The sequence below is a fragment of the Halobacillus litoralis genome, from assembly GCF_020524025.1.
Classification (GTDB): Bacteria; Bacillota; Bacilli; order Bacillales; family Halobacillaceae; genus Halobacillus; species Halobacillus litoralis_D.
This window is the reverse complement of record NZ_JAIVKN010000001.1, coordinates 634,864-660,951: the sequence shown is the minus strand read 5'-3', so window position 1 is coordinate 660,951 and position 26,088 is coordinate 634,864. Positions and strand designations below refer to the sequence as shown.

General features: G+C 42.7%; 22 protein-coding genes. 5 read left to right on the top strand and 17 right to left on the bottom strand.

Features of this window, described 5'->3' with window-relative positions; translation table 11 throughout:
• Positions 1 to 291: 291 nt before the first annotated feature.
• On the bottom strand, positions 292 to 993 hold the full coding sequence (locus tag LC036_RS03565; protein WP_226578332.1) for a YkyA family protein: 702 nt from the start codon (positions 991 to 993) through the stop codon (positions 292 to 294).
• A 169-nt stretch (positions 994 to 1,162) separates the two neighbouring features.
• On the opposite strand from LC036_RS03565, the gene def reads away from it, so the two are divergent.
• Positions 1,163 to 1,717: a peptide deformylase gene (gene def / locus LC036_RS03560; RefSeq protein ID WP_226578329.1), complete on the top strand. Its 555-nt coding sequence runs from the start codon at positions 1,163 to 1,165 to the stop codon at positions 1,715 to 1,717.
• Between the two features lie 46 nt (positions 1,718 to 1,763).
• Here def and LC036_RS03555 read toward each other — a convergent pair whose 3' ends face one another.
• A complete protein-coding gene (locus LC036_RS03555; RefSeq protein WP_226578326.1) occupies positions 1,764 to 2,540 on the bottom strand; it encodes a Cof-type HAD-IIB family hydrolase in 777 nt (258 codons plus the stop codon).
• A gap of 439 nt (positions 2,541 to 2,979) precedes the next feature.
• Between LC036_RS03555 and LC036_RS03550 the strand changes: the two genes are divergently transcribed.
• Both LC036_RS03550 and rnjA read left to right on the top strand, forming a co-directional pair.
• Entirely contained in the window at positions 2,980 to 3,189 is a 210-nt protein-coding gene (locus tag LC036_RS03550; protein WP_226578323.1) for a DNA-dependent RNA polymerase subunit epsilon, read from the top strand.
• A 3-nt stretch (positions 3,190 to 3,192) separates the two neighbouring features.
• Positions 3,193 to 4,860, top strand: a complete 1,668-nt coding sequence (gene rnjA / locus LC036_RS03545) for a ribonuclease J1 (protein WP_226578320.1) — start codon at positions 3,193 to 3,195, stop codon at positions 4,858 to 4,860.
• 82 nt (positions 4,861 to 4,942) lie between these two features.
• Here the strand turns inward: rnjA and LC036_RS03540 are convergent, their stop codons facing one another.
• The 8 genes from LC036_RS03540 to LC036_RS03505 all read right to left on the bottom strand — a co-directional run bounded on the left by LC036_RS03540 (position 4,943) and on the right by LC036_RS03505 (position 16,026).
• Positions 4,943 to 6,664 carry a pyruvate oxidase gene (locus LC036_RS03540; protein WP_226578316.1) on the bottom strand — a complete coding sequence of 574 codons (1,722 nt, stop codon included), beginning with the start codon at positions 6,662 to 6,664 and terminating at the stop codon, positions 4,943 to 4,945.
• A gap of 143 nt (positions 6,665 to 6,807) precedes the next feature.
• Positions 6,808 to 7,473, bottom strand: coding sequence for a potassium channel family protein (locus LC036_RS03535; RefSeq protein ID WP_226578313.1), 666 nt, complete (start codon positions 7,471 to 7,473; stop codon positions 6,808 to 6,810).
• Positions 7,474 to 7,876: 403 nt separating this feature from the next.
• On the bottom strand, positions 7,877 to 8,890 hold the full coding sequence (locus tag LC036_RS03530) for a cytochrome d ubiquinol oxidase subunit II (RefSeq protein ID WP_226578311.1): 1,014 nt from the start codon (positions 8,888 to 8,890) through the stop codon (positions 7,877 to 7,879).
• Positions 8,887 to 10,248 carry a cytochrome ubiquinol oxidase subunit I gene (locus tag LC036_RS03525; RefSeq protein WP_226578308.1) on the bottom strand — a complete coding sequence of 454 codons (1,362 nt, stop codon included), beginning with the start codon at positions 10,246 to 10,248 and terminating at the stop codon, positions 8,887 to 8,889. Before LC036_RS03525 ends, LC036_RS03530 begins: the two co-directional genes overlap by 4 nt.
• Before the next feature lie 376 nt (positions 10,249 to 10,624).
• Positions 10,625 to 12,457: an ABC transporter ATP-binding protein gene (locus LC036_RS03520; protein WP_226578305.1), complete on the bottom strand. Its 1,833-nt coding sequence runs from the start codon at positions 12,455 to 12,457 to the stop codon at positions 10,625 to 10,627.
• Positions 12,458 to 12,469: 12 nt separating this feature from the next.
• Positions 12,470 to 14,227 carry an ABC transporter ATP-binding protein gene (locus LC036_RS03515; protein ID WP_226578302.1) on the bottom strand — a complete coding sequence of 586 codons (1,758 nt, stop codon included), beginning with the start codon at positions 14,225 to 14,227 and terminating at the stop codon, positions 12,470 to 12,472.
• A gap of 396 nt (positions 14,228 to 14,623) precedes the next feature.
• Positions 14,624 to 15,079: a TlpA family protein disulfide reductase gene (locus LC036_RS03510; RefSeq protein ID WP_226578299.1), complete on the bottom strand. Its 456-nt coding sequence runs from the start codon at positions 15,077 to 15,079 to the stop codon at positions 14,624 to 14,626.
• Between the two features lie 404 nt (positions 15,080 to 15,483).
• Entirely contained in the window at positions 15,484 to 16,026 is a 543-nt protein-coding gene (locus LC036_RS03505; protein ID WP_226578294.1) for a peroxiredoxin, read from the bottom strand.
• A 221-nt stretch (positions 16,027 to 16,247) separates the two neighbouring features.
• Here LC036_RS03505 and LC036_RS03500 point away from each other — a divergent pair, with 221 nt between their 5' ends.
• On the top strand, positions 16,248 to 17,087 hold the full coding sequence (locus LC036_RS03500) for a mechanosensitive ion channel family protein (RefSeq protein ID WP_226578292.1): 840 nt from the start codon (positions 16,248 to 16,250) through the stop codon (positions 17,085 to 17,087).
• A 38-nt stretch (positions 17,088 to 17,125) separates the two neighbouring features.
• On the opposite strand, the gene LC036_RS03495 is transcribed toward LC036_RS03500, so the two are convergent.
• From LC036_RS03495 to cbpB, 5 genes are all read right to left on the bottom strand, one after another.
• Positions 17,126 to 18,418 (bottom strand): hemolysin family protein, encoded by a 1,293-nt coding sequence (locus LC036_RS03495; protein WP_226578290.1) that lies wholly within the window; start codon positions 18,416 to 18,418, stop codon positions 17,126 to 17,128.
• Positions 18,419 to 18,641: 223 nt separating this feature from the next.
• Positions 18,642 to 19,757 (bottom strand): N-acetyldiaminopimelate deacetylase, encoded by a 1,116-nt coding sequence (locus tag LC036_RS03490; protein WP_226578288.1) that lies wholly within the window; start codon positions 19,755 to 19,757, stop codon positions 18,642 to 18,644.
• Positions 19,758 to 19,845: 88 nt separating this feature from the next.
• A complete protein-coding gene (gene dapD, locus LC036_RS03485) occupies positions 19,846 to 20,565 on the bottom strand; it encodes a 2,3,4,5-tetrahydropyridine-2,6-dicarboxylate N-acetyltransferase (RefSeq protein WP_226578285.1) in 720 nt (239 codons plus the stop codon).
• A gap of 59 nt (positions 20,566 to 20,624) precedes the next feature.
• The gene (locus LC036_RS03480) at positions 20,625 to 22,097 is read right to left on the bottom strand and encodes an MDR family MFS transporter (RefSeq protein ID WP_226578283.1); all 1,473 of its coding nucleotides are present in this window, start codon (positions 22,095 to 22,097) and stop codon (positions 20,625 to 20,627) included.
• Positions 22,098 to 22,166: 69 nt separating this feature from the next.
• Positions 22,167 to 22,634: a cyclic-di-AMP-binding protein CbpB gene (cbpB, locus tag LC036_RS03475; protein WP_226578279.1), complete on the bottom strand. Its 468-nt coding sequence runs from the start codon at positions 22,632 to 22,634 to the stop codon at positions 22,167 to 22,169.
• A gap of 250 nt (positions 22,635 to 22,884) precedes the next feature.
• Here cbpB and trhA point away from each other — a divergent pair, with 250 nt between their 5' ends.
• On the top strand, positions 22,885 to 23,523 hold the full coding sequence (gene trhA, locus LC036_RS03470; protein ID WP_226578276.1) for a PAQR family membrane homeostasis protein TrhA: 639 nt from the start codon (positions 22,885 to 22,887) through the stop codon (positions 23,521 to 23,523).
• 826 nt (positions 23,524 to 24,349) lie between these two features.
• Here trhA and LC036_RS18610 read toward each other — a convergent pair.
• Entirely contained in the window at positions 24,350 to 24,637 is a 288-nt protein-coding gene (locus LC036_RS18610; RefSeq protein WP_226578273.1) for a TIGR04104 family putative zinc finger protein, read from the bottom strand.
• A 204-nt stretch (positions 24,638 to 24,841) separates the two neighbouring features.
• Positions 24,842 to 26,086: an ABC transporter permease gene (locus tag LC036_RS03460; RefSeq protein ID WP_226578270.1), complete on the bottom strand. Its 1,245-nt coding sequence runs from the start codon at positions 26,084 to 26,086 to the stop codon at positions 24,842 to 24,844.
• Between the last annotated feature and the right edge of the window lie 2 nt (positions 26,087 to 26,088).

Here is a 26,088-nt window from a genome sequence, read left to right as displayed (position 1 = left end):
CATTTGGTTTTCCCTCCATATAGATAGGATTCCATTAGATCAATCATTTCAATAAACACCCTCTTAAGGATACCTGCTCGTGAGACCGGGTCCCTTTTACCCGGATGTCTTTGTTAGGTTGGCAAAAGAATCAATATGAAATACATAAAGGAGGGGAAATTTAATGAAGTCTTATGAATGGAATATTGAATGCTGATGGGGGAAACATCAAAAAACGCTCCGAGCATCTGCACTCGGAGCGTTTTTTTGATCGATTGGACCGGCGTATTCGTTCTTTTGATGAATCTTTCTTTAAGAACCCTCTTCTGAAGAGTCTCCTTCTTCATCATTCGTTTCTTCATACGTCACTTCAAGATCCATTGTATTATACAATTCCTTCTTCAACTTATTGTACTGTTCTGTGTACTCATTGAAACTTTCATTGTTTTCAATGACCTGGTTATAACTTTCGTTTATCTTCTCGATCTGGCTCTGAAGATTCTCTTCCTTAAGGTCTTTATTCTGCATCATTTCATAAAGTTCCGCATCGAGCGTCAGGGCTTTGTCATAAGCTTTGTAAAGATCCTGATAGGCGTTATAGCGTTTATCCATGACATCGATAAGTTCCTGGGCTTTTTCTTTAACGTCCTGCTTCTCTTCCCCGAGATCTTCGACGATAGGCTTAATCTCGTCAAACTCCTCTTTAGCTGCTTCAATGCTCTCTTTTTCAAGCTCAAGCTTTTCTCTGCGTTTTTCTACCAGGCTTGCCGCTTCTTGTGATTTCTTTTTAATTTCATCAAATTGATCCATATCAAGGTTTATGATTTGGTCGTAAAGTTCCTGTTCCTTCGTTTCCAGATCAACCATAGGCTGCTGCTGTTCACGGAAAGTGTCTTCTTGTTTGACCGCCTCTTCAAGGTGATCATAAATATCTTCTTCTGCTGACGGTCCTGTACATGCAGTCAAAAACAAAGCGGCTGCAGCCAGGAGCGCCATAAACCTATGTACTCGCACAACTTTTCCCCCTCGTATTCCTTGAAACATTATTGTAAACTAAACGTATCTACAATAGTATTATAAATGGTATGAAATTAAAAGTGCCTTTTTCACATATGTTACCATTGACATGTTTTCTATAAGGGTTATTTTTGATTGAAAATGTATAGCTGAAAGGATGTTGTTGATGATCACAATGGACGATATCGTTCGAGAGGGTCACCCCGCTTTAAGAAAAGTAACAGAGGAAGTACCTCTTCCCCCTTCTAAAGAGGATAAAGAAACACTGGAGGAAATGATTCAATATTTAAAGAATAGTCAGGACGAACAGGTATGTGATCGATACGGTCTGCGTCCAGGCGTTGGTCTTGCCGCCCCGCAGATTAATGTGAATAAGCGCATGCTTGCTGTTCACTTTACTGACCTTAAAGATAAATTATACAGTTACGGGCTTTTCAACCCGCGAATTGTCAGTCATTCTGTTGAAAAAACGTACTTATCCACTGGAGAAGGCTGCTTGTCTGTTGACCGTGAAGTACCTGGCTATGTGCCACGTTATAAAAGGATCACAGTAAAAGCAACGGATCTGGAAGGAAACGATGTAAAGCTTCGGTTAAGAGATTATGCCGCGATTGTTTTCCAACACGAAATCGATCATCTGCATGGCATCATGTTTTATGATCACATCGATTCAGAGAATCCGTTTAAAGAGCCGGAAAATGCGACTCCCGCGGATAGATAATAGAAGAAAAGCGCCTGCTGACATTCAGCGGCGCTTTTTTTATGATTTATTTTAATAATCCTAACTCATAAATGGCTTCTGATAAGCCGTCTTCTGACACATCTGAAGTCACATAGTCACTGACTGACTTCGTCTCAGGCATCGCATTGCCCATAGCAACACCTGTGCCTGCCTCACGCATCATTTCAATATCATTCAGTCCGTCTCCGAACGCATACGTATCTTCCATTCTAAGTCCCGCTGCCTCAACCAGCTTTTTAATGCCTTCTGCCTTTGATCCACCTCTTGGAAGGACATCACAGGAAACAGGATGCCAGCGGATATAATCGAAAGCGTCATAGGCTTGACGGTATTCTTCAATTTCATCGCCTTCACAGAAAATAAGGGACTGGTAGATGTTCTTTCCTTTATAGAAAGAAGCATCCTCCTCCGGATGATCAATGTATAACGTACCTAAACTCTTTTTAATATGTGAATGATCAGGTGTGGAGGCCTTCATGTCTTCATGGTTCATAAATACCATTGGATGATTATTTGATTCCGCGTGCTTATGAAGCTTTTCGAGTTCCGGCTCAGAAAGTGGGTTGGTGTATACTTCCTTTCCTTCAAAAACCACGTACTGGCCATTGAAACTGATAAAGGAATCGATTCCAAGTTCTTCTCTCAACTCTTTATACATAAAAGGGGCCCGGCCTGTAGCGATGGCACAGTATACTCCTTGTTCTTTCAAGTCTTTAATCGCCTGCTTCGTTTTGGCAGGGAGCTTTTTGTCATGATTAAGTAATGTTCCGTCGATATCAAAAAATGCAATTTTCTTCTCCATCATTCATTTCCTCCTGTAACCCTTGGGCTGGATTTTGATACGTTTATTTTAGTGTGTCCCACTCTTTGGCTATACTGTAGCATGAGTGGATAGGTTTGAGAAGAAAAACATAGGATAATGACAAAATATAAAATGTAAATGTTTCATTCTTTCACAAACCGTATTATACTAGAGATAACAGGGATTGGGCGGTTTTACGTTTTTGGTGTTTTCTTCATCAACAAAAAGGGGATAGATGCAAATGATGAAGCGTCTGCGAAGAAAGCTTAGAAAACGTTGGAAAGATTTCATGAAACGAAAAACATACGCGTAAACCATTGTTTCAGGTACACCCGAACGCCTTCACATACCGCAATCATTACCATACATGAAATAAACGTGCTATGATGATGAAAGGACAAGAATGTGGAAATTATATCTAGTTAGGAGCGATAGAGTAATGATATTTAAAGTACTTTATCAGGAACTTGCAACAGAAGTTCCTGTCCGCGAACATACGAAAGGCATGTATGTGGAAGCGGAATCAGAAAGAAAAGTTCGTGAAAAATTAAAAAATGAAGGATTCAATATTGAATATATTCAGGTGCTTAATGAGGATCACCTGGCATATGAACAGCAATCCGAAGATTTTGTTGTGGAGAATTACTAGTCGATGAAATTTGTTAAAAATGACCAGACAGCGGTGTTCGCTCTTGGCGGACTCGGTGAAATTGGTAAAAACACATACGGCGTACAATTCCAAGACGAAATCATCCTCATTGATGCGGGTATTAAATTCCCGGAAGACGAATTGCTCGGTATCGACTATGTAATTCCGGATTATACTTACCTCGTACAAAACCAAGACAAAATTAAAGGTCTTTTCATCACCCATGGTCACGAGGACCATATCGGTGGTATCCCTTATCTCCTTCGTGAGATCAACATTCCTATTTATGCAGGTAAGCTTGCCATCGGACTACTTCGTAATAAACTGGATGAGCATGGATTGTTACGGAATGCAAAACTGAATACGATACAGGAAGACGATATTATCAAGTTCCGTAAAACTTCCGTATCCTTCTTCCGTACCACGCACAGTATCCCTGATTCTTATGGTGTAGTCGTTAAAACACCACCAGGGAATGTTGTCCACACAGGTGATTTCAAATTTGATTTCACACCTGTAGGCGAGCCGGCAAACCTTGCTAAGATGGCCGAAATTGGTAAAGAAGGCGTACTTGCCCTGTTATCCGACAGTACGAACAGTGAAGTTCCTGGTTTCACGAAATCAGAGCGCGTAGTCGGACAAAGCATTCACGACATCTTCTCGCGTATGGATGGTCGTTTAATCTTTGCTACATTCGCATCAAACATTCACCGTCTGCAGCAGGTGGTGGAATCGGCTGTTAAACATGGCCGTAAAGTAGCTGTCTTTGGTCGAAGCATGGAGTCCTCCATTCGTATCGGCCAGGAACTTGGATATATCCGTGCCCCTAAGGATACATTCATTGATGCCCAGCAAATTAATCGACTTCCTGCAAATGAAGTCGTCATTCTCTGTACTGGATCTCAAGGTGAACCAATGGCCGCTCTTTCCAGAATTGCCAATGGTACTCACCGTCAGATTCAAATCCAGCCAGGTGACACAGTTGTGTTCTCTTCTTCCCCAATCCCTGGAAACACGATCAGTGTCAGCCGTACAATTAATAAATTGTACCGTGCAGGAGCGGATGTCATCCACGGCCCATTGAATGATATTCATACCTCCGGACACGGAAGCCAGGAAGAAATGAAACTTATGCTTCGTCTTATGCAGCCGAAATTCTTTATGCCGATTCACGGTGAATACCGCATGTTGAAAGAACATGTGAAACTGAGCCTTGACTGTGGTGTTCAAGAAGAGAACTGCTTTGTGATGGATAATGGCGATGTTCTTGCTCTTGGCAAAGAGGAAGCATCCGTTGCTGGTAAGATTCCATCCGGCTCTGTCTATGTAGACGGAAGCGGAATCGGGGACATTGGAAATATCGTTCTGCGTGACCGCCGTATTCTTTCTGAAGAAGGACTTGTTATTGTTGTAGTAAGCATTAACATGAAGGAATTCAAGATTGCTTCAGGACCTGACATCATCTCACGCGGGTTCGTCTACATGAGAGAATCGGAAGACTTAATTAAAGAAGCTCAGAAACTTGTCAGCTCCCATGTTGAAAAAGTAATGGAGCGCCGGACTACTCAATGGTCTGAAATTAAGAATGAGATCACAGATACGATTGCACCGTTCTTGTTTGAAAAAACAAAACGTCGTCCAATGATTTTACCAATCATTATGGAAGTGTGATTGACCCCTTACCTGCCTTTAAGGTGCGTAAGACATCACGAAAATAAAAAAAGTCCCGCTGGTATAGCCAGCGGGACTTTTTTTAGGTTAATCGCTGTATTGACTTTTTAATATCCGGAAGATCAAGGTTACCATTTTCAAAGAACTCTTTCACAATGTATTTCGAGAAATTAACAGCCGATTGATAATCAATTTTTCCTGGAAGAGGAGCCTGATCCTCAATGACCACATCAATAATGACAGGTTTATTGGAGACAAATGCCTGCTTCATTTTTGATTCCAGTTCTTCATAGGACTGGATGCGGTACCCTTCTCCCCCGCAGGCTTCCGCGAATTTAGCAAAATCGACCTCGCCCAGGTTCGTAGCATAATTTAAGTGGCCCATCTGCTCCTGCTCGTATTTAATCATGCCGATCTTACTGTTGTTAAGCACAACCATCTTAATCGGAAGATCGTATTTAACGGCCGTTACAAAGTCATGCATGACCATAGAAAAACCACCATCACCGGATATACCAATGACCTGTTTATCAGGGTACGCTTTCTGTGCAGCAATGGCACCTGGTAAACCGCTCCCCATTGTAGCAAGCCAGCCGGATAGAATGAATTTTTGATTGACCAGATGCAGGAACCGTGACACCCAGACCGTGACGTTTCCGACATCCCCTGAAATAACAGCCCCGGGCTTCATGTGCTTCTCTAATTCGTACATCACTTGAGGAGCGTGCAGCGGGTCATCCTGTGAACGCTTCTCCTCTTGAAGAGCTATTCTCCAATTATTCATTTTCTCCTTGTAATTTTCTAAATACTTCCGGTTTTCTACAGGTGTCACCAGTTCAGTTATTGCTTCAAGGGTTTCTTTACTGTCTCCTGCAAGACCAAGTGTAATCGGATAATACTTCCCTAAATGAGCGGGATTATTATCGATCTGGATTGTCGTCACACCATCCGGAAGAAAATCACGGTAAGGAAACTGCGTCCCGACGAGAATCAGTAAGTCAGTTTCTTTCATGGCATGATACGCTGGTTTCGTACCGATCTGTCCATGCTGCCCGAGACAATACGGATGGTTATCAGGGATCATTCCTTTCGCAAGGAGACTTAGAACGATCGGTGCCTGAATCGTTTCAGCAAACTGAATCAATTCATTGGATGCATTGCGGATACCCTGTCCAGCAAGAATGATTGGTTTTTCCGCTTTTTCAATCAGCTGTCTGGCTTCTTTGATACGGTTTGGTGCAGGGAAGATTTCAGGTTTGTAATACTCGCCTGATGTCAGCCTCACCTGCGATGTCTGTTTCTTCGCAAACAAGTCATCAGGTACGATAAGTACAGATACACCTTTATGTGCATAGGCTTCTTTTATCGCCTGGTCCAATAGATCGGGCAGCTGCTCCTGTGTTTCTGCTCGTTTATTAAACACAGATACATCATCAAACATGCGCTCCAGGTTAATTTCCTGAAAAGCCCCTGTTCCGACTTCCTCGGTGTGTACCTGCCCGACTAGTGCCAGTACCGGAGCGCTATCCGCCTTGGCATCATAGAGGCCGTTTAAGAGGTGGACAGCTCCAGGTCCGGCGATTGAGAGTGTGACCCCGAGCTTACCCGTTAATTTTGCATAGGCTGCTGCTGCTAATGCTCCGGTTTCTTCGTGACGTACCTGGAGGAAATTGATCTCATCCTCCCTTTTTCTTAAATCATCAATTAATTCGTTAATGGAGTCTCCCGGCATTCCATATATATGATCGACACCCCAGTCGATTAATTGTTGGGTCATAACTTCTCCGGTCCGCTTATCGAACATTCCAATCATCCTTTCGCAAAACCTTTTGTTATTAGAATCTATCTTATGTTATTTCCTATTCTACATATGGATAAACTTTTCATTACGAAGGAAGTGGAAATAAAAAAACTTCTCAGCATATAAATGCTGAGAAGTTTTTCTGTTTAGTCTTCAACAACGAGATTCTTTTCAAATCGACTGATATCCTTATCCGCGCCAATTACGATCAGCACGTCGCTTTCCTCAATTTCCTCTGTAGCCATAGGGGACACAATAACATCCTTGGCCCGTTTAATCGCAACAACGTTACATCCATATTCCGCACGAATATCAAGGTCTACTAATGTTTTGCCACCCATTTTGCTTCCGGCTTTCACTTCGACAACGCTATGGTCATCAGAGAGTTCAATATAGTCTAAAATATTATTGGAGATAATATTATGAGCAATTCGTTTCCCCATGTCGCGTTCGGGGTGTACGACCTGATCGGCTCCTATTTTGTTTAGAATCTTCTCATGGTAATCGTTTTGGGCCTTTACGGTAATCATCTTAATGCCCATTTCTTTTAAGATCAGCGTAGTCAGCATACTTGCCTGTATGTTATCCCCGATTGCAACGATAACGTGATCGATATTACGGAAGCCCAGCTCTTTCAACACGTTCTCGTCTGTGGAGTCGGCAATAACAGCATGAGAGGCAATGTCCCTGTATTCATTTACTTTGTCTTCGTCCAAGTCTAAGGCAAGTACTTCCATGCCCTCGCGGCTCAATTCGCGGCAAATACTTCCGCCGAACCGTCCAAGACCAATGACGGCAAATTCTTTCTTCATCCTCGGAACCCCCATCTATCTTGCAAAATCTAAGCTTATTCTATCACACATTCGTTCTAAGAACATATGCCTTTTATCATTCTTCCTAAAGACCCTTCCCCTAAATGGATCTTTCCCACATCTTTTTATAAGAAAAATCATGGAAGATGAAGAAATTGTACTTAACTGAGGTTCATTTTCTCAGAATCACAAGACGCTCTCATTCGCTGCACAAGTGGAATATATGGGACAGGACGTTCCAACTTGAAAAACCACTTTTTATTACCGACCTTCCTCAAGGTCCGCTCATGGATCTCATCTCACCGTCAGATTTAGTTTAGTGTACGGTGGCTTGTCTGGTACAAATTAAAATCACCGATAAACTTTCCCAGAGCCATTAAAAAAAGCAGAGGAGCAAAGTCCTCTACTTTTTCCCTTTTACATAATCGGCATCGAAAAGGAACATGCGCATCAGTAAAATTAGTGATGGAATTAACAGGAAGATTCCTGCGATGAATACGATGATGAGAGCAATGGCCATGGATTCGTTTGTAACAGCGCTCGAAATAGTGACGTATGGACGGAGCAGGTAAGGCAAGTGTGAAGCTCCGTAGCCGAAAAAGGCGACGAAGAACTGAAGCATCACAGCAATAAATGCCCAGCCATAGTATTTCCCTTGATAAACAAGGAACAAAGCAATCATAAAGAAACCGACAGAAATACCGAATACCCACCATAATTCCATCGCCCGTTGAAAGTGATCATAGTTTTGCTGACTGAGTGCGATGAAAGTAGTCAAGCTGGCAATGATGGTTGGTGAACTCCAGAAGAGCGCATATTTTTTCACAATATCCAGCGCTGGTTTGTCGCCTGCCCTATGCGCGTAATAGGTTAAAAACATAGAACTAATATACAGGACAGATACGATCGCTAGAAAGACAACACTCCATGAATAGGGACTTGTGAGCAGCCTGCCATATAATAACTGTACACCATTGGCTGTTTCCTCAATATAGCCCCCTTCAGATATCGTCATTGCTGTAGACAAAGAGGCAGGAATGAGCAGCCCTGTCGCCCCATATAGAAACATATAGAGCGAGTTGTCTTTAGAACCATAGTTTTCGAAGGCATAAAATGATCCACGTATGGCTAGAAGAACAATAGCAATGCTCCCCGGTACAAGCAGCGACTGCCCGAAGTAGTAGGCCATATCAGGAAAAAAGCCGACAAGACCGACAAAGAAGAAAACGAAAAAGACATTCGTTACCTCCCAGACCGGTGAAAGGTACCTTGATATCAGTTGATTAATCAAGTGATCTTTCTTTGTAAGTCTTGCATAATAAGCGAAGAAACCGGCTCCAAAGTCGACCGATGCTACGATCAAATAGCCGTATAAGAAAAACCATAAGACAGAGATCCCTATGACTTCGTAACTCATGCGTCATCCTCCTTACTTGCAGCAGCCGTCTGGGGATAACGGTGTTCCAATTCCAGTTCAGCTGGTCTGCCTTTGAATATTTTTCTTAATGTAAGCAGACAGCCTATACCTAAAACAAGATAGACAACTGCAAATAGAACGAACATCTCGAATACATAAGGAGAGGTCGTCGCCCCCTCTGCAACGGTCATAAACCCGCGGAGAATCCATGGCTGCCGTCCAACTTCTGCATAAATCCACCCGAATTCAATGGCAAGCATCGTCAGCGGTCCCGTAAGAGCAATCCCCCACAAAAGCCACTTATTAAATTCATTCCATTTTTTCATTTTCCAAAAGACAAGAAATAAGAAGGAGATGCCAAGCGTATAAAAACCGATGCTTACCATAAAGTCAAACATGTAGTGAATCCAAAGCGGCGGGCGTTCCTCCTCGGGTGTTTCATTCAACCCTTCTACTTCTGCGTTAAAATCACCATAAGCAAGAAAGCTCAGTGCATTTGGGATACGGATTGCATTTTCGACTTCATTGTCTTCATTTAATGTCCCAAAGACAACAAGATCCGCTCCTTCTTCTGATTCAAAATGCCATTCTCCTGCTGCCAGCTTCTCAGGTTGATATTCTGCGAGAAACTTCGCTGACAAATCGCCTGCGACAGCTGTCAGAATCGCAAACAAAAAGGTTGCCATCACTGTAAGTTTTAACGCTTTTTTATGATATAGTGAACCTTTTTTTACGAGAATGATAAAAGCGGCAATTCCGGCAAGTACAGCTGCGGCCGTCAAATAAGAAGAGGAGATGACGTGAAACACTTTTGTTGGTGTAGCCGGATTAAACATAGCGGCCAGTGGATCAACAGAAGTGAAGCGTCCATCCTCTAGTTCAAACCCCTGCGGTGTATTCATAAATGAGTTCACCGTCGTGATAAAAAAGGCCGAAAGTGTACCGCCAATAACAACGGGAATGGATAAAAACCAATGATAGATCGGATTTTTAAATCGGTCCCATGTGTATAAATAAATCCCTAAAAAGATCGCTTCAAAGAAGAATGCAAAAGTCTCCATAAATAACGGTAGAGCAATGACGTTACCTGCAATCTGCATAAAACTTGGCCAGATCAGTGACAACTGCAGTCCAATGGCAGTCCCGGTGACAACGCCCACTGCCACCGTAATGGTATATCCTCTCGTCCAGCGGCGGGCAAGAAGTGTATAATGAGGATCTTTCTTCTTTATCCCTATGAATTCTGCTATAGAAACCAACACAGGGACACCCACGCCGAGTGTCGCGAATATCGCGTGAAACAGCAGGGTCATCGCTGTAAGGGAGCGACTCACTGTAACGGTATCAAATTCAAACATCTTTTCTTCCCCCTAAGCACGAATAGTCGTGAGAGTCTTCAGTAACTAGTATAAGACGAGAAATCGTTTTATGAGCACCTGGTTGATGACTATTTTGTGACAAACTTCACAAAGTCTCTTTTGTTCCCTCATCGTAAAGGATGTACCTCACCTTGTCGACTTTTTAGCTTTGTCTTTCCCTTCCCTTTTTTGGTCCATATCTAACAAGTGAATAAGCATACTACCATTCTTGTTAAGGAAAGTTTCAGGAGAAAGAAAGCAGGGAGATGGGGCGGGACTCCGGCAAGTCTCCATCTCGTCCTTTCAGTAACACAGCCGGACCCAGGAGCCCAAATAAAAAAAGACACCGTTAATCCGATGTCTTTTTTGTTCTTATTTAGATAGCATCAAGCATTTGGAACTGCGCTTTTACAAGTTCATAATACTCGCCCTGTTGATTCATAAGGTCGTCATGAGACCCCTGTTCGAGAATACGGCCATTTTCTAACACAAAAATGTTATCAGCTTCACGAATGGTTGATAAACGGTGGGCAATCATAATCGCTGTTCTACCTTTCAGCAGTTTCTTCAGTGCCTGCTGAATCTTAAGCTCTGTCTCTGTATCGATGCTTGCTGTGGCTTCATCTAATATGAGAATACGCGGGTCAGCGAGCAGTGCTCGTGCAAAAGAAAGTAACTGCCGTTCTCCTGCCGACAAAATACTCCCCCGCTCCTCCACTTCTGTTTCATAGCCGTTGTTTAAGCGTTGAATAAAGTCATCAGCTCCTACGACTTTCGCTGCCTCTATGACTTCTTCATCTGAAGCATCCGGCCTTCCGAAGCGGATATTTTCCATAATAGTGCCTGAAAAAATAAAGGTGTCCTGAAGCACAACACTGATCTGCTGACGAACACTATCAATCGTTGCATCCTGCAGATCCACACCGTCTATCTTGACTGAACCTTTGGTCGGATCATAAAATCGACTGATCAAGTTAGCGATCGTTGATTTTCCGGAACCTGTGTGGCCGACTAAAGCGACGGTTTCTCCCTGTTTCATTTCTAAGTTAATATCATGAAGAGCGATACGCTTCGAGTCATAAGCAAACTGAACATGATCAAATTCGATGTGGCCCTTCATATCCTTGAGTTCGACTGCATTTTTCTTCTCTTCTACATTTGGTTCCTCATCAAGAAATTCAAAAATACGTTCAGATGCGGCCATAGCCATTAACAGCTGGTTATACATCATCCCAAGTCTTGAGATAGGCTCCCAGAACATTCCGAGGAAAAACGCAAATGTTACAAATGTACCGACTTGTATCTCTCCCTGCAGAATGAGCCAGGCTCCAAAAGAAACGAGGATGACGGTACCAATGGCATTGATCATTTCTACAAACGGACGGAACATCGCACTTTTCTTCGTTGCCTGGTTCCAGGACTCAAAGTTATCTGTATTCACACCATTAAAGAACTCTGTATTCTCTTTTTCCTGTGAGAATGACTGAGTGATCCGAACCCCCTGCAGACTTTCATTTAGGTGAGAGTTCAGCTTCGACTGCTGAATTCGTACATTCTGCCATGAACGACGGATATTTCTTCTGAGCTTTGTAGAAATATAAAACATAAGCGGTACGATGATCAGAATCGCAAGCGCAAGTTTTGGACTGAGGACAAATAAAATGACAACAATTCCTGTTAACATAACGACGTCCATCAGGAGGTTGATAATCCCATTAGTGAACAATTCCTGCAGAGAGTTGATGTCGTTCATAATTCGGACAAGGATGGAACCGGCAGACCTTGAATCAAAGAATCGATGAGACAGCCGCTGCACGTGAGAAAACAAATGCTGTCGTATGTCGTAAATGACATTTTGACCTAAAATATTTACATATTTAATGCGCAGGGCGTTCCCGATATAACTCAATAAATAAAGGACCGCAATTCCTGTGACAAGCTGAATTAAGAGGTTTGTATTGCTGTCCGCAATAGCTACATTGATGGCGACTTCACCTATAAGAATGGGAACCACAAGCCGGATGATGGTCGTTATCAACATCGTGATGATGGCGACTGGGAGCAGTGTTTTCGTATAGGGCTTAATATACCTGAGCAGTCTCCACATCTGTGACCAGTTGAATGGCTTTTCAATCGCTTGATCTTGCGAATATTTAAAACGGTTTAAGTGTTTGTTCGTTTCTGTTTGATGCTTTGGTTTTTTAGCCATGTCTCTCCCTCCTTATGACATATTTGACGTATTCAATATTTTTTCTTTGTCCTGATACTGGATATCGTAGATCCGCTGGTAAGGTCCGCCGTTTGTGAGCAGCTCTTCATGACGGCCGCGTTCTTTAACAGCACCATCTTCAAGGACAATGATTTCGTCTGCATGCTTTAAGGAAGAAATTCTATGGGCAATGATAAATGTGGTACGTCCCTTCATGACTTCCTGCAAAGCTTTCTGAATCTTGAATTCTGTTTCCATGTCTACAGCTGATGTTGCATCATCGAGAACGAGGATCGCCGGGTCGATCAGAATAGCACGCGCAATGGCGATCCGCTGTTTCTGACCACCTGAAAGGCCCATTCCACGTTCCCCAAGCAGCGTATCATAGCCGTCCTCCATTTCCATGATGAAGTCATGCGCCTGGGCACGTTTTGCTGCATCGATGACGTCATCAAGTGTCGCATCCGGATTTCCGTAAGCAATATTTTCCCTTATGGATGTTGAAAAAAGAAAGGATTCCTGTAGGACAAAGCCGATATTTTTACGCAAACTTTTCAAGCTGTAATCAGAAACTGGACGGCCATCAATGATGACCTCGCCTTTTTCTGGTTCATAAAAGCGGGTAATCAGCTGAGTGATACTCGTCTTTCCTGATCCGGTAGCTCCAATCAGACCCATTGTCTTTCCAGGCGGTGCATCAAAACTAATGTTTTTCAATGCCGAATCATCATCTTCCACATAGGTAAGCGTGACGTCATTGAATGTGACATGACCTTTCAGACGATCCTGGATAATGGCTCCTTCTTTTTCGGTGATTTCTTCCGGAGCTTCAAGGATCTCCAGGAGCCTTTCGCCTGATGCTTTCGCCTGTGAAAATAGATTAATAACAAAACCAAAGTTCATAAGAGGACCGACAATGTACCAGACAAGGCTGAAGAAAGCGACAAGCTCACCAAGCTCAAGGGCCCCATTAACGACAAGATAGCCGCCATAGGCAAGAAGTGCGACAACAGAAACATTTCCGATAAACTCCATAAGCGGAAAGTACTTCGCCCATATATTGGACGTTTCAATATACTTGGATCGATAATCCTGACTCCGATCAGAAAATCTACCAATCTCAAACCCTTCACGAGACAAGGATTTAACGGTATTCATTCCACTTATATTTTCTTGTACCCTTGTATTTAACTTCCCGAATGACTTCCGAATTTTACGAAACGCAGGGTGTACCTGGCGATCAAATTTATAGACGACAACGCCTAAGAAAGGCATTGCAGCCATCGTCACAAGTGCCAGCGGGACAGAGAAGTAGAACATGACGCTTAAGCTCACGACAATTAACAGAACAATGCGGAGAAGTTCTGAGAATCCTACAGATAGAAAAAATCGAAAGCCTTCAACATCCGCCGTTAAGCGGGACATTAAATCCCCGGTTTTGGCATTATCATAATAACGAAACGGCAGGCGCTGCAATTTCTTATACAAGGCATCCCTCATCGTATACACAGAGCGTATTCCGAAAAAGTCCCCTAAATACTGGTGGAAATATGTAGCAAATCCTTTGATAATCATAAGGGCGATAAATACAGCACAGAGATAAGGTATGAGATTATACTGTTGATCGTTTACAACATCATCAATGGTGATTTTTAGGATGATGGGATAAACGACGGTGATTCCCGTAACGAACAGCAGAGAAAATAAAGACCAGAAAAAATACTTTTTATAGGGCCAGTAAAACTCTTTTAACTTCTGAAAAGTATCCAAAGGTGCCCCTCCTTCTTTTTTTTAACGTAATTATAAATATATCGGGTATCGAAATGAATTTCCACCTATTTGAACTAATTTTTAAAATTTTCTGTCCAAAGACTGACCCTCTATCGGTCAAAAGTTGTAAAGGAGTTTTCAGTTCAAAAAAACCCCTCATTTGAAGACCTGGATTTGAAAAAGTATAGTGTCTTCAAAAACGGCTGGTCCCCCGGCACAGAACGTGTCGAATTTTGATTGCACTTCTATGAGTCAATCCATCCTTCTCGAACTCCAACCTGAAAGAGAGGTCGATAAATTAGGCCTCATGAAACCTTTCTATTCTTAACCCCAGCATGAACAGAGCCAAAAAAAAGAGCAACTTTTCCATGTTTATGGAAGCTGCTCTTTATCTATTCATTCTTTTATATGATTACCTAAAACCCGGTTCACGCGTTTACGGAGCATTTTCATGCCGCCCCCTCCAGCCTGGGAATGCCTAAGCAGGCCTTCTGCATCAAACACATAATAGGACGGGACATATTGATTATCAAAAGCATCTGTTAAAGCATGCTTGTTGTCTACATATACCGGCTGAGTGATGTTATGCTCTTCTGCTGATTGTCTGATTTGATTCATATCCAGATCTTTCTCAGATCGCGGCATATGAACGGCTACTACATTTAAATCACCTGCGTATTCATCACGGAATTGATTTACATCAGGCATAGCTTCTTTACACAGCCCGCAGCTGACCGACCAGAAATGAAACAGTGTCGGCTTCTCACCAACCAAGTCCTCTTTAGTCAACGGGCTGCTATTCAGCCATTCTTCGGCTGTTGGAAGTTCTGGCATAGGTGTACGCAGTCGCACAAAAAATTCCTCCTTTATCTAATAGCCCTGTTAATGTTTAGTGTTGATTTCGTTCCATATAAGCCCCCTTATATGGAAGGCTCGAAGTTGAGAGAGTGCCTCCGCTTTCCCAAATTGAGATTAAGGTGGTTCGGGAAATCACTCGCTTTCCCCAGACACCCTTCCACTCAATAAACATAACGTCCCCACTCACAATAAAGTGTCTCAGGTTGGAGTCTTCAACACTGCTGCCCTATTCTTAAACAAACTTAATATAAAGAATAACAACATTAAACTTTAACAGAGCCTATCTAATAAGAAGATACCAGCTTCTCTTCCTTTGTCCTATGTTCATGAAAGGCGTTTAAATCAAAGAGTAAAGGTCGAACTGCCCCCTTATAACTTCCTTTAATAGTATAGAAAACTTATAAGGTTTCCTGGCCTGGTTTCCAGTTTGCCGGACATAAACCGCCTGTCTGCAGCGCCTGTAGGACACGGAGAGTTTCATCAACGTCGCGGCCGATATTGTTGTGGTTGACCACCTGATACATAAGCTCACCTTCCGGTCTAATGATGAATAGACCGCGCAGAGCGATTCCTTCATCTTCCAACAGGACCCCATAGTCCCGGGATACTTTATGGTTTGTATCTGCAGCCAGCGAGTATTGAAGATGACCAAGACCATTTTCGTCGCGGCTCGTATTAATCCATGCCAGATGGGTGTGGATCGTGTCTGTGGATACCCCTATGACTTCTGCGTCCAGATCCTCAAACTCATCAAAACGGTCGGACAAGGACGTAATTTCTGTAGGACATACAAAAGTGAAGTCCATTGGATAGAAGAAAAGGACTGTCCATTTATCATTGTTCATATTTTCCTTGAGTGATACTTTACCAAATTCTTTGTTTGGAAGTACGGCCTCCATTTCAAAGCGAGGCGCCTGCTTTGCTACCATACGTTCTGCCATCTATAATCCCTCCGAAAATCGTTTACTTATGATTCAGTATAGCCAGACGCTAATGTGAATAAAACAGATTCTCGTAAGGAAGTTCATTTCTATGTACTTGACGATCGTCCGACAAATTCTCTCTTTTTTTGCTAAATCGTTGAAAGTCACCTGTGCTTTCCGATATTCTAGTTAAGAGGAACATGTACAAGATTTAAGGAGAAAGGAGTTCTTCCCTTACTATGAATTTATTTGATGAAGGATTTACATTTAACCCTGCTGAACTGGTTGAGGCCGTTATTACCGTAGGACTGAAAGTGATCGTCCTGCTGATCGCCTTTGCTATAGTGAAGCCATTGGGCAGAAAAGCGATCGTATCAGCTATGAACCGGATGGGGACACAGCGAAACCTTTCGGAAAGCCGCACCAAGACATTAGAAAAACTTTCCATCAACATTTTTTCCTATGTCCTCTTTTTTATACTAATCATGATGCTGCTTACGGCTGTTAACATCCAAATTGGACCACTCCTTGCTGGAGCCGGCATCGTCGGTCTAGCCATCGGCTTTGGTGCTCAAGGACTCGTATCAGACATTGTAACAGGTTTCTTCCTTCTGCTTGAGAGACAAGTGGAAGTCGACGATTATGTAACCGCAGGCGGTTATGACGGTGTTGTTGAAGAAGTCGGAATCCGCACCACAAAAATCCGCAGTTTCGACGGCACTTTGAATTTCATCCCTAACCGAAACATCTCTGGTGTCGCCAACCACTCCCGCGGCAATATGCGTGCTCTTGTAGACATTGGTATTGGATACGATGAGAATATCGATGAAGCTATGGAAGTTCTACAAAAAGTCGCTGATGACTTCGCAGAGGACGAACGTTTCATGGAAGGTCCAAGTGTGCTTGGGGTTCAGAGCCTCGGATCGTCTGATGTCGTCATCCGCATTTTAGGTAAAACAGAGAATATGCAGCAATGGGCTGTAGAACGTGACATGAGAAAAGCAATGAAAGAAGCTCTTGATGCTGCGGAAATAGAAATTCCTTACCCTCATCAAGTTTACGTACAAAAAGAATCATAAAAGCAGAAGGCCCGGCAGAAACTCTGCCGGGCCTTTTTTTATTCCTGGTCGTTTTTCCATACTTCCACTTTCTTAATCTGTCCTTTGACCATATCTACTATCTTAAAGTAGTAGCCATCCGATGAAATAACGGTTCCTTCGTCTGCATCAAAGTCCATCGTGTACATCCACCCTGAAATTGTATCGATATCGTTGTGATCGAGGTTCATATCAAAGTACTCATTGATATCCTGGATAGCCGTTTTCCCTTCCAACAAGTAATGGCCGTTTTTCAAACGTTTGATATCTCTTTCTTCTTCCTCATCAAACTCATCTCTGATTTCTCCTACAATTTCCTCGAGAATGTCCTCTACTGTAACAATTCCGGCAGTTCCCCCGTATTCATCAATGAGGACAGCCATATGGGTATGTTCCTTCTGCATCTTAACAAGCAGATCATGAACCGGAACATTTTCGAATACTTTCATAACCGGACGTAGAAATGGGCGCAGGGAGTTTTGGTTTTCTACATCATCGAATAAAAGCTCCTTCATATGAATAACCCCTATTACCTCATCTTTGTCCCCATCAATTACAGGGTAGCGCGTATAGCGGTTATGCTTGACCTCACGGATTACGCTCGATATAGACTGGTGAACATTGATGACTGCCATTTCCGTCCGCGGAATCATAATTTCCTTAGCCGTACGGTTATCGAATTCAAAGATTCGATCCACATAGGTATATTCCGAGCGGTTGATTTCTCCCTTTTGATAACTTTTGGTCAAAATGTGACGGAGCTCATCTTCTGAATGGACTTCATCCGATTCACTAGCCGTTTGAAATCCGAGCATACGAACAAATATATTCGCAGAACCGTTCAACAGCCAGATCAACGGATACATCAATTTACTATACAGCATAAGCGGACGCGCCAGGACCAATGTAATAGCTTCGGCCTTTTGAATCGCCACAGTCTTTGGCGCAAGCTCCCCTAAAACGACGTGTAAGAATGTAATGACAAAAAAGGCAATGGCAAAGGAAAGGGTATGGGTCACACCATCAGGGAGAGGAAGCTGGTCAAATAATGGCCGTAATAAGATATCAAGGGTCGGTTCCCCTAACCAGCCTAGTCCTAAAGCTGTAATTGTGATCCCCAGCTGACAGGCAGATAAGTAGTAGTCCAAATCATTCAGGACATCAAGTGCATACTTTGCTTTTTTATCCCCATCTGAAGCTTTAGATTCAATCCTTGTCTTTCTTACTTTAACGATGGCAAACTCACTGGCAACAAAAAAGGCGGTCAAAACAATTAAAACAGCAACTGCCAATAACTTTATGGTGGCTTCCACCTGCGACAACTCCTTCCATTATGGAACAGCGGAGAACTTCAGCCTTATAGGATCCCGTAAAAATACAAACACCTAAAGCATTTTAAGAAACGGCCATGTGATCTCTCCGGGATTCAAACCCTTTATGGAAATCAGCCGGTCATTCGGCTTTATTCTTCGTTCAATCTCCTGTGCGGTACATACATGTCTATTGTTCGCAGGAAGGTAAATGGTATACACAGGTTCACAGTTCGCGAAGCGTCTTTTCAACTGTATCGACACCGACAAGCAGCGCCTCTTCATTTGGCATTAATGTCGATTGATGCAGTCCTGATCGTGAGTCCACACCAAGCCAGAACATAAAGCCTGGAATTTCCTTAAGCATATATCCGAAATCTTCCCCGGTCATCGCCATTTTAGATTCCTGGTAGGAATAAGGGGACGTTTCCATAATCGTTTCAAATCTTCTCACCTGTTCTTCGTCATTAAAAACCTGGTGATAATTGGATCCATAGTCTATAGAAATCCGGCAGTCATTAGCGATTTCGTACCCGCGGGCCACTTTTTCTATTTCATTCTTCACACCATCCATAGCTTCTGGAGAAAGCGTCCGTATAGTGCCTTCTAAACGGGCATACTGAGCAATAATGTTCTGCACAGTGCCGGCTTCGATTTTCCCTATTGTGATAACCGCGCTGTCAAGCGGATCTACTCGCCGGGCCACAATCTGCTGGATGTGTGCAACAAACGCACTAGCTGCAACCACCATGTCATGGGTTAGGTGAGGATAAGCCGCATGCCCTCCTATTCCCTTAAAATCAATAAACAACTCGCTTGTATTTGCAAATAAAAGTCCAGGCTTTGTGGAGACGGTTCCTACAGGAAGCTCCGGAGCCACGTGCAGGGCAAAAATGAGATCAGGCCGGTACCGCTTCATCTCCTCTGAAGCGAGCATAGGTTCTGCTCCGCCCGGTCCTTCCTCTGCTGGTTGGAAAAGAAAAACAACATGATCATCAGCTGGATTGGCAGCAAGCCTGCTCAAAGCTCCAAGGGCAATTGTCATATGAAAATCATGACCACAGGCATGCATGCGGTCTCTATGTGTGGAAGAAAAATCATAGCCTGTTTCTTCTGTCAGCGGCAGTCCATCAATATCAGCCCGATATCCAATGGTGCGCTCTCCCACGTTTCCTTCCACCCGCACGAAAATACCCGTTCTCCACTTCTCTACTGTTAAAGAGCTTTGCGGGAGGGTTTGAATATAATCCAGTAAATACTGCTGGGTCTTGTGTTCTTCAAATCCAAGTTCAGGAATTTGATGCAGTTCTCTTCGAATGGTTACTAGCTGTTCTTTTTCCAAAAGGGTTCCTCCTTAAACGAAAGACCCTGCTGGATTCAGCAAGGTCCTTTCTTGATCTTAACACTATGAAAAAACTTTATTCCCCGGCTTAATCGTCGAGTTTGCGAAGCGCCTGCATAATTTCTGTCTTCGATTTTGTCTTGTCGTCGATTTCTTTGAGGACTTTTGCAGGAGTACCTGCGACAAGTGTGTTTGCTGGTACGTCTTCTGTTACAATCGCGCCGGCAGCTACAACAGCGCCTTCACCTACAGTCACACCTTCAAGCACAACCGCATTTGCTCCGATCACAACGCCATCTTCAATAACAACAGGGTTCGCAGAAGGTGGTTCAATAACTCCAGCAAGAACAGCACCTGCACCTATATGGCAGTTTTTACCTACTGTTGCACGTCCGCCAAGAACAACGTTCATATCGATCATTGTGCCCTCACCTACGACAGAACCGATATTAATCATGGCACCGAGCATGATGACCGCACCATCGCCAATCTCCACCTGGTCACGGATAATGGCACCAGGCTCGATGCGTGCATTTACTTTTTTCAAATCAAGTAAAGGAATAGCAGAATTACGGCGGTCATTCTCAAGCACATAATCCTCGATTTGGTCTTCATATTTTTCTAATAGAGGCTGGATGACTTTCCATTCGCCAAAGATCACACCGGACTTTCCTGTAATAAAGTCCTGCACCTGGTCACCAAAGTCCAGGCTTTCTAAGTTCTCCCCTTTGACATATACTTTCACAGGGGTTGATTTTTCACTATTTGAAATGAATGAAATAATTTCATGTGCGTCCATTTGCTTCATTGTTCATCCTCCTTTATGTATCTTTCATCCTTTACTTTATCAAAGGGAGCTTCCCTATTTCAATCTTCTTTTTTCGGAATTTGCAGAATCAGTAGAAAACTTACACAGGCAAGAACCAATAAACCGATATATACAAGATGGAGACCATCGGTTAATCCTTCCTGCAGAACCGTCAAGGCCTTAGAACCGAGTTCCACCCTCGTTTCCTCACGGAGCAGGGAGTTTGCCGAATCGACAGTGAATGAATCTGGCAGGCTTGAAGCATCTATCACACGGGACAGCTGACTGTTTAATAAACCTCCTAGAAAGGCTGCTCCTATAGCACTTCCGATAGTACGCATAAACATATTCGCAGCCGTTGCGATTCCTCTTTTTTCCCAATTGACACTATTTTGAATAGAAACGATAAAGGACGTCGATGAAAGTCCCATGCCGATCCCGATAAATAACGAGCCGAGAGCAGCAAACCACGGACCTTTTTCAGGAGTTAAAATAGAAAATAGTCCACTTCCAATGATTAAGGAAACTCCCCCCATCACAGCGGTGGGGCGGAAGCCGATCTTCAGAATCAGACGCCCAGCCAGAGTAGAAGCAATCGGCCATCCAATCGACATCGTGGTTAAGGTAAAACCAGCTACCGTTGCGGATTCTTCCATTACCCCTTGAACAAAAGCAGGGAGATAACTGCTGACCCCTATCAGAATCATCCCGGTTGTTAAAGAAGTAAGGTTGGCATACCGGATGGAACGGATTTTCCATAAATCCATCGGCATCATCGGATCTTCCATTTTCCGTTCATGAAAATAAAATGCAGCTGCTCCGCAGAGCGCCACCGTTACCATAGCGAACATCTGCCATGAAACCCAGGGAACACTCACGCCGCCTTCGACCAAAATAATCGTTAAAGTACTTACTGTAAGAACCACCCAGATTGAGCCCGCAATATCTACGGTCCGCGTTTTTTTCGACACATCCTCTTTAAAGAAGATCAGAATTCCTGTTAAAGCAAGCAGACCGAGCGGAACGTTCATCCAAAACACAAAATGCCAGCTGAGAATATCCACAAAAAAACCGCCAAGCACAGGACCTGTCACAGCAGAAATTCCCCACACGCTTGAAAGGTAACCCTGGATTTTCGCCCTTTCTTCTTTAGTGTAAATATCTCCCACAATTGTAGTAGCGATCGGCATAAGAGCCCCCGCTCCCAATCCCTGGACTAAACGCGCGCCTATTAAAACTTCCATCGAAGGTGCTAAAGCACAAAGAACAGCCCCCAAAAGAAACAGGCTGATCCCAATCATAAAAATAGGCTTTCTCCCAAACACATCACTCAAGCGCCCAAATAAAAGCACCGTAGCTGCATTCGTCAATAAATAAGCTGAAAATACCCAGCTGTAAAGACTGAATCCACCTAAGTCAGCGACGATACTAGGCATGGCAGTCGAAACAATCGTCGCTTCAATCGCTGCTAAAAACATGGAGAGCATAATCGAAGCCAGCACGAGACCCCGCTTTTGTCTGTTTAACGACATATGTAAATCACCTTCACTATATAAAAATAGGATGACACCGCACGGATGCCACCCTTGTCTATTTTTTTGTTATACAGTTGTTTCTACCATTGTATATTTAAAGGTTTCGTGGTAATGCTTACTGAATTGCTTTAAGATTGTCCTACGCGTGATAATGCCGTCAAATTCCCCTTCTTCATTTGTAACGCACACAAAAGGGTAATCAATAAGCTTGTGAAGCGCATCAATCATCGTGTCATTTTTTTGTAAGCACGGGACTTTATCATCCATTACTTCTTTAACTAAGATCTCAGACAATCGATCCATTTCAAATTGTTCGATCCCCATCGTTTCTTCCAAAATCCTGGACTTACTGACCACTCCCTGAAATCTATACGCAGGATCAAGGACAGGGACAGCAGAATAACCAGACTTAACCAGTACAAGCAATGCGTGTTCCAGTGGATTTCCAATTTGAACGTGGGCTACTTTTTCAGACGGAATCATCAATTCCGACACAGATGGGATTCTTAATGTTTCTTTTTCTAAACTTACCATTTCATGTTCACTCCTCTTTTTTACGAACATTGAAGGAGCAGAAAGAGACGCTCATTGAACCAATACATATTCTATCATATATCCAATCAAAACTCGACCGCAATTCCCGACAATTCTCTCTCTGACAGCTGTTCATCGCTTAAATACTACCCATATTTTTGTACTTCCTAAACCTCTAAAGAGTCTTACCTTTATAAATTTTTCCAAGAAGAGTATAATAGACCCACTTGAAAGTATTGGGGTTGATAAAATGCTGACACATACCTTTACAAAGCGTGAAGAGATTGCCAATGCGATTACCCATGGGATTGGGGCTGTACTCAGTGCAGCTATGCTTGTACTTCTCATTGTTTTTGCAAGTTTCGGTGGAAACGCCTGGCACATCACAAGCGTGACCATCTATGGAGTAACGATGCTGCTCCTTTATGTCTCCTCAACCCTTGTCCACAGCTTTCCGCCTGGAAAAGCGAAGGATTTGTTTGAGATCTTTGACCATTCATCGATTTATTTATTCATCGCGGGTACGTATACCCCGATTATGCTCGTTCCGCTTCGCAGCACACTGGGATGGACGCTGTTCGGCATTGTCTGGGGCATGGCCATCCTCGGAATCGTATTTAAAGTGTTCTTTGTTAAAAAATTCGTCGTGATGTCCACGATCTTTTATGTACTCATGGGATGGTTGATCGTCCTTGCCTGGGGACCGCTGACAGCCCAGGTGCCGGCAGCAGGAATTACCTACCTTGTCGTAGGAGGCGTCCTTTATTCCATCGGATCGATCTTCTATGTATGGCGCAGCTTCAAATACCATCACATGGTCTGGCACCTATTCGTACTAGGAGGCTCCATCCTCCATTTCTTTACCATCTTCTTTTATATAATAGGGTGATCTCAAAAGTGGAGGAGCCCTGGTAGCCCCGACAAGCTTAAGGCCAACATAACAGAGAAGCGGTCTTTCTTCTCTTCATGTTGGCCTTAAGACCTCGAGGGGCTGGGTTCCGCAACTGGACGATTCAATAGTGGAGCAGGTCTGAAAGACACGACAAGGATAAGCAGAACCATACAGGGGGTGCTTTTCCCCCTTATGGGACTGCTTATGACCTCGAGTGTCTGACCTGCGCAACTGGACGATAACGAATGTGGAGCAGGAGATAATCATTCCACCTCTGTTTTCACAACTCATTATTAAATTCCAGGCTCTGTTAACGTTTAATATTGATATTTTCAGCAGAAAAAGAGGGATAAGAGGAACTTTCAAAATTTATTGAAAGCTCCTCTTTTTTTTGGGCTTATTCAATGAACGCCCCCTATACATGAAGACTTGAAATCAAGATACTTCAGGCTTTTTAAATCCGTGAATGGTTATGACAATAATAATAGATAAAGGAATGCTCCATAAAACTACATAACTTATAAGCAAGTACATAAAAATGATCGGGATTAATATTATCGCGAGCATACTTAAAGGTTTACTGTGTTTGTATAAGAAGTATCCGACAAGACAAGTAACCAGTGTTGGCAAAAGAACTAACGTAATTATCATCGGATCCTAATACCCCCCACAAAATTTGTAAAGTAAAGAAGCTAAGCCTTTATTAATCCAGTCTGTTAACGAAAAAGGCTATTGCCCATTTTGAACAATAGCCCCCGTTAGTTTAAGACTCGAATTCGAGATTTGTTTGAATCAATGTTATATAGCATTTCTTGAAAGCTCCCTACCTTCTCGTTAATTTGTAATTCACCACAAAAGGAGTTAGTAACATGCCAAGAATAAATATAAGAAGTGCTACTAATATATTTAGAAAAATACTCTCAAAAGGTGATAAAATCAAACCAAACATCATAAATGGAACAACACTTAATAGTGTGACTGAGAACCTTGAAGCGAAATCTATCCTATGTTTACAACCACAAATCCGACATTTAAGACCACCATAAAAACTGTTCTTCTTAAGTAAACTCCACCATGTAAACTTAGTATTGCAGCAATCACACCTAGTCAATTAAATGCACCAACTTTCCAATAGGCTTTCCGAATTAATTCTAGATTTACGAATATAACAAACGCCCCCGTTTCTATAAGACTTGAAATCAAACTAATTTAATACAAAAAAGCACCTGCCCCTATTTAATATTGTATTTACTCAAAAGGGGCAGGTATAAGTCAATTATCTCTTAAGGCTTACGTAGATATTGATGAAATGATTCTAAGCTCTTACCCACTTCCATATTTCTTTTGGTGTTGCATTCTTACCATACAAAAGAATACCGACTTCGAATATCTTACCAGCCAGTTTAATCATTAGCCATACACTTATCATAAGTACAACAAGAGCAAAGCCTATTTCCAACCACGGCCAGTCCTCAAGCATAGCCATTCTCATAATTAATACAGCTGGGGATGTGAATGGTATAAAAGAGCCAATCGTAGCTGCCAAACCGCTAGGATTATTTAAGATAGGTCCAATAAACACAAAAGGAAGAAAAGGAAGCATCATAATGAAACCTTGAAAATTGCTTGATGAACTGATATCTTCCACTGTAGCACCAAATCCTACGAACAAGGCAGCAAACAGAAGATATCCTAAAATCGCGATAAACACCATGATCAGCAGTTCCGGCACAAATAAATATTGCAGGATAGGAACATCCTCCATTCGCCAGGCTGCTAAAGGTATTCCAAAACCTAACCAGATAGTCACCTGACTTATCCCCAGACCAAAGTATCCGATAATTTTCCCTTGCATTAATTCATTAGGCTTCATAGAGGACAAGACAATCTCTGAAACCTTCTCTTTCTTTTCCTGGGACGCACTTTGAAAAATCATCATTCCTGTGAGTACGATGGCAATAAGAACAATCAAAGCAAATATTCCGGGAACAATAAGCTCTCCTTTAACGGCGCCTGATTGGTCTGCGCCTCCAACTCCAGAAGATGCTGCAGCTGCTTCAGATGTTTCAAACGATACTCCAGCTGTTATTTGCTGAAGTTGATATTCTGTAAGACCTAACTGTTTGAATTGATAGTCTTGAATAGGTTGACGTAATAACTGCAGCTGGGCAAAGAATGAATCTGTTACTTCTTCGCTCGTTTCCACTTCAACTACGCCATTTTGAATAGTATCTTCAGTTAAGGAAACAAACGCTTGATTTTCTTCTTCCGGTACTGAGCTTAAAACGGATTCCTTATTTTCTTCTACAAATTCAAGTTCCCAATTGAATGACTCCTTATTATTTACAAACGCTTCAACTCTTGACGCAAGTCCCACTTCGTCTTGTATGTATACTTTCATTGCCTCTGGATCATTGGAGCTTTCCGACCCTGAAAACATACTTGGCAGGAAGGCAAACAACAGAAAAATGACAGGGGTCAGGAGTGTAGAAATGATGAACGATTTATTTGTAGCGTTCCGCTTATATTCCCATTTGGCAACTTTCCACGTATTACGCATGA

What these genes read in the sequence shown, in the direction of transcription:
- def (WP_226578329.1), top strand. Translation starts at nt 1,163, where the DNA reads ATGATCACAATGGACGATATCGTTCGAGAGGGTCACCCCGCTTTAAGA.
- LC036_RS03555 (WP_226578326.1), bottom strand. Translation starts at nt 2,540, where the DNA reads ATGGAGAAGAAAATTGCATTTTTTGATATCGACGGAACATTACTTAAT.
- LC036_RS03550 (WP_226578323.1), top strand. Translation starts at nt 2,980, where the DNA reads ATGATATTTAAAGTACTTTATCAGGAACTTGCAACAGAAGTTCCTGTC.
- rnjA (WP_226578320.1), top strand. Translation starts at nt 3,193, where the DNA reads ATGAAATTTGTTAAAAATGACCAGACAGCGGTGTTCGCTCTTGGCGGA.
- LC036_RS03540 (WP_226578316.1), bottom strand. Translation starts at nt 6,664, where the DNA reads ATGTTCGATAAGCGGACCGGAGAAGTTATGACCCAACAATTAATCGAC.
- LC036_RS03535 (WP_226578313.1), bottom strand. Translation starts at nt 7,473, where the DNA reads ATGAAGAAAGAATTTGCCGTCATTGGTCTTGGACGGTTCGGCGGAAGT.
- LC036_RS03530 (WP_226578311.1), bottom strand. Translation starts at nt 8,890, where the DNA reads ATGAGTTACGAAGTCATAGGGATCTCTGTCTTATGGTTTTTCTTATAC.
- LC036_RS03525 (WP_226578308.1), bottom strand. Translation starts at nt 10,248, where the DNA reads ATGTTTGAATTTGATACCGTTACAGTGAGTCGCTCCCTTACAGCGATG.
- LC036_RS03520 (WP_226578305.1), bottom strand. Translation starts at nt 12,457, where the DNA reads ATGGCTAAAAAACCAAAGCATCAAACAGAAACGAACAAACACTTAAAC.
- LC036_RS03505 (WP_226578294.1), bottom strand. Translation starts at nt 16,026, where the DNA reads ATGGCAGAACGTATGGTAGCAAAGCAGGCGCCTCGCTTTGAAATGGAG.
- LC036_RS03500 (WP_226578292.1), top strand. Translation starts at nt 16,248, where the DNA reads ATGAATTTATTTGATGAAGGATTTACATTTAACCCTGCTGAACTGGTT.
- dapD (WP_226578285.1), bottom strand. Translation starts at nt 20,565, where the DNA reads ATGAAGCAAATGGACGCACATGAAATTATTTCATTCATTTCAAATAGT.
- LC036_RS03480 (WP_226578283.1), bottom strand. Translation starts at nt 22,097, where the DNA reads ATGTCGTTAAACAGACAAAAGCGGGGTCTCGTGCTGGCTTCGATTATG.
- cbpB (WP_226578279.1), bottom strand. Translation starts at nt 22,634, where the DNA reads ATGGTAAGTTTAGAAAAAGAAACATTAAGAATCCCATCTGTGTCGGAA.
- trhA (WP_226578276.1), top strand. Translation starts at nt 22,885, where the DNA reads ATGCTGACACATACCTTTACAAAGCGTGAAGAGATTGCCAATGCGATT.
- LC036_RS03460 (WP_226578270.1), bottom strand. Translation starts at nt 26,086, where the DNA reads ATGCGTAATACGTGGAAAGTTGCCAAATGGGAATATAAGCGGAACGCT.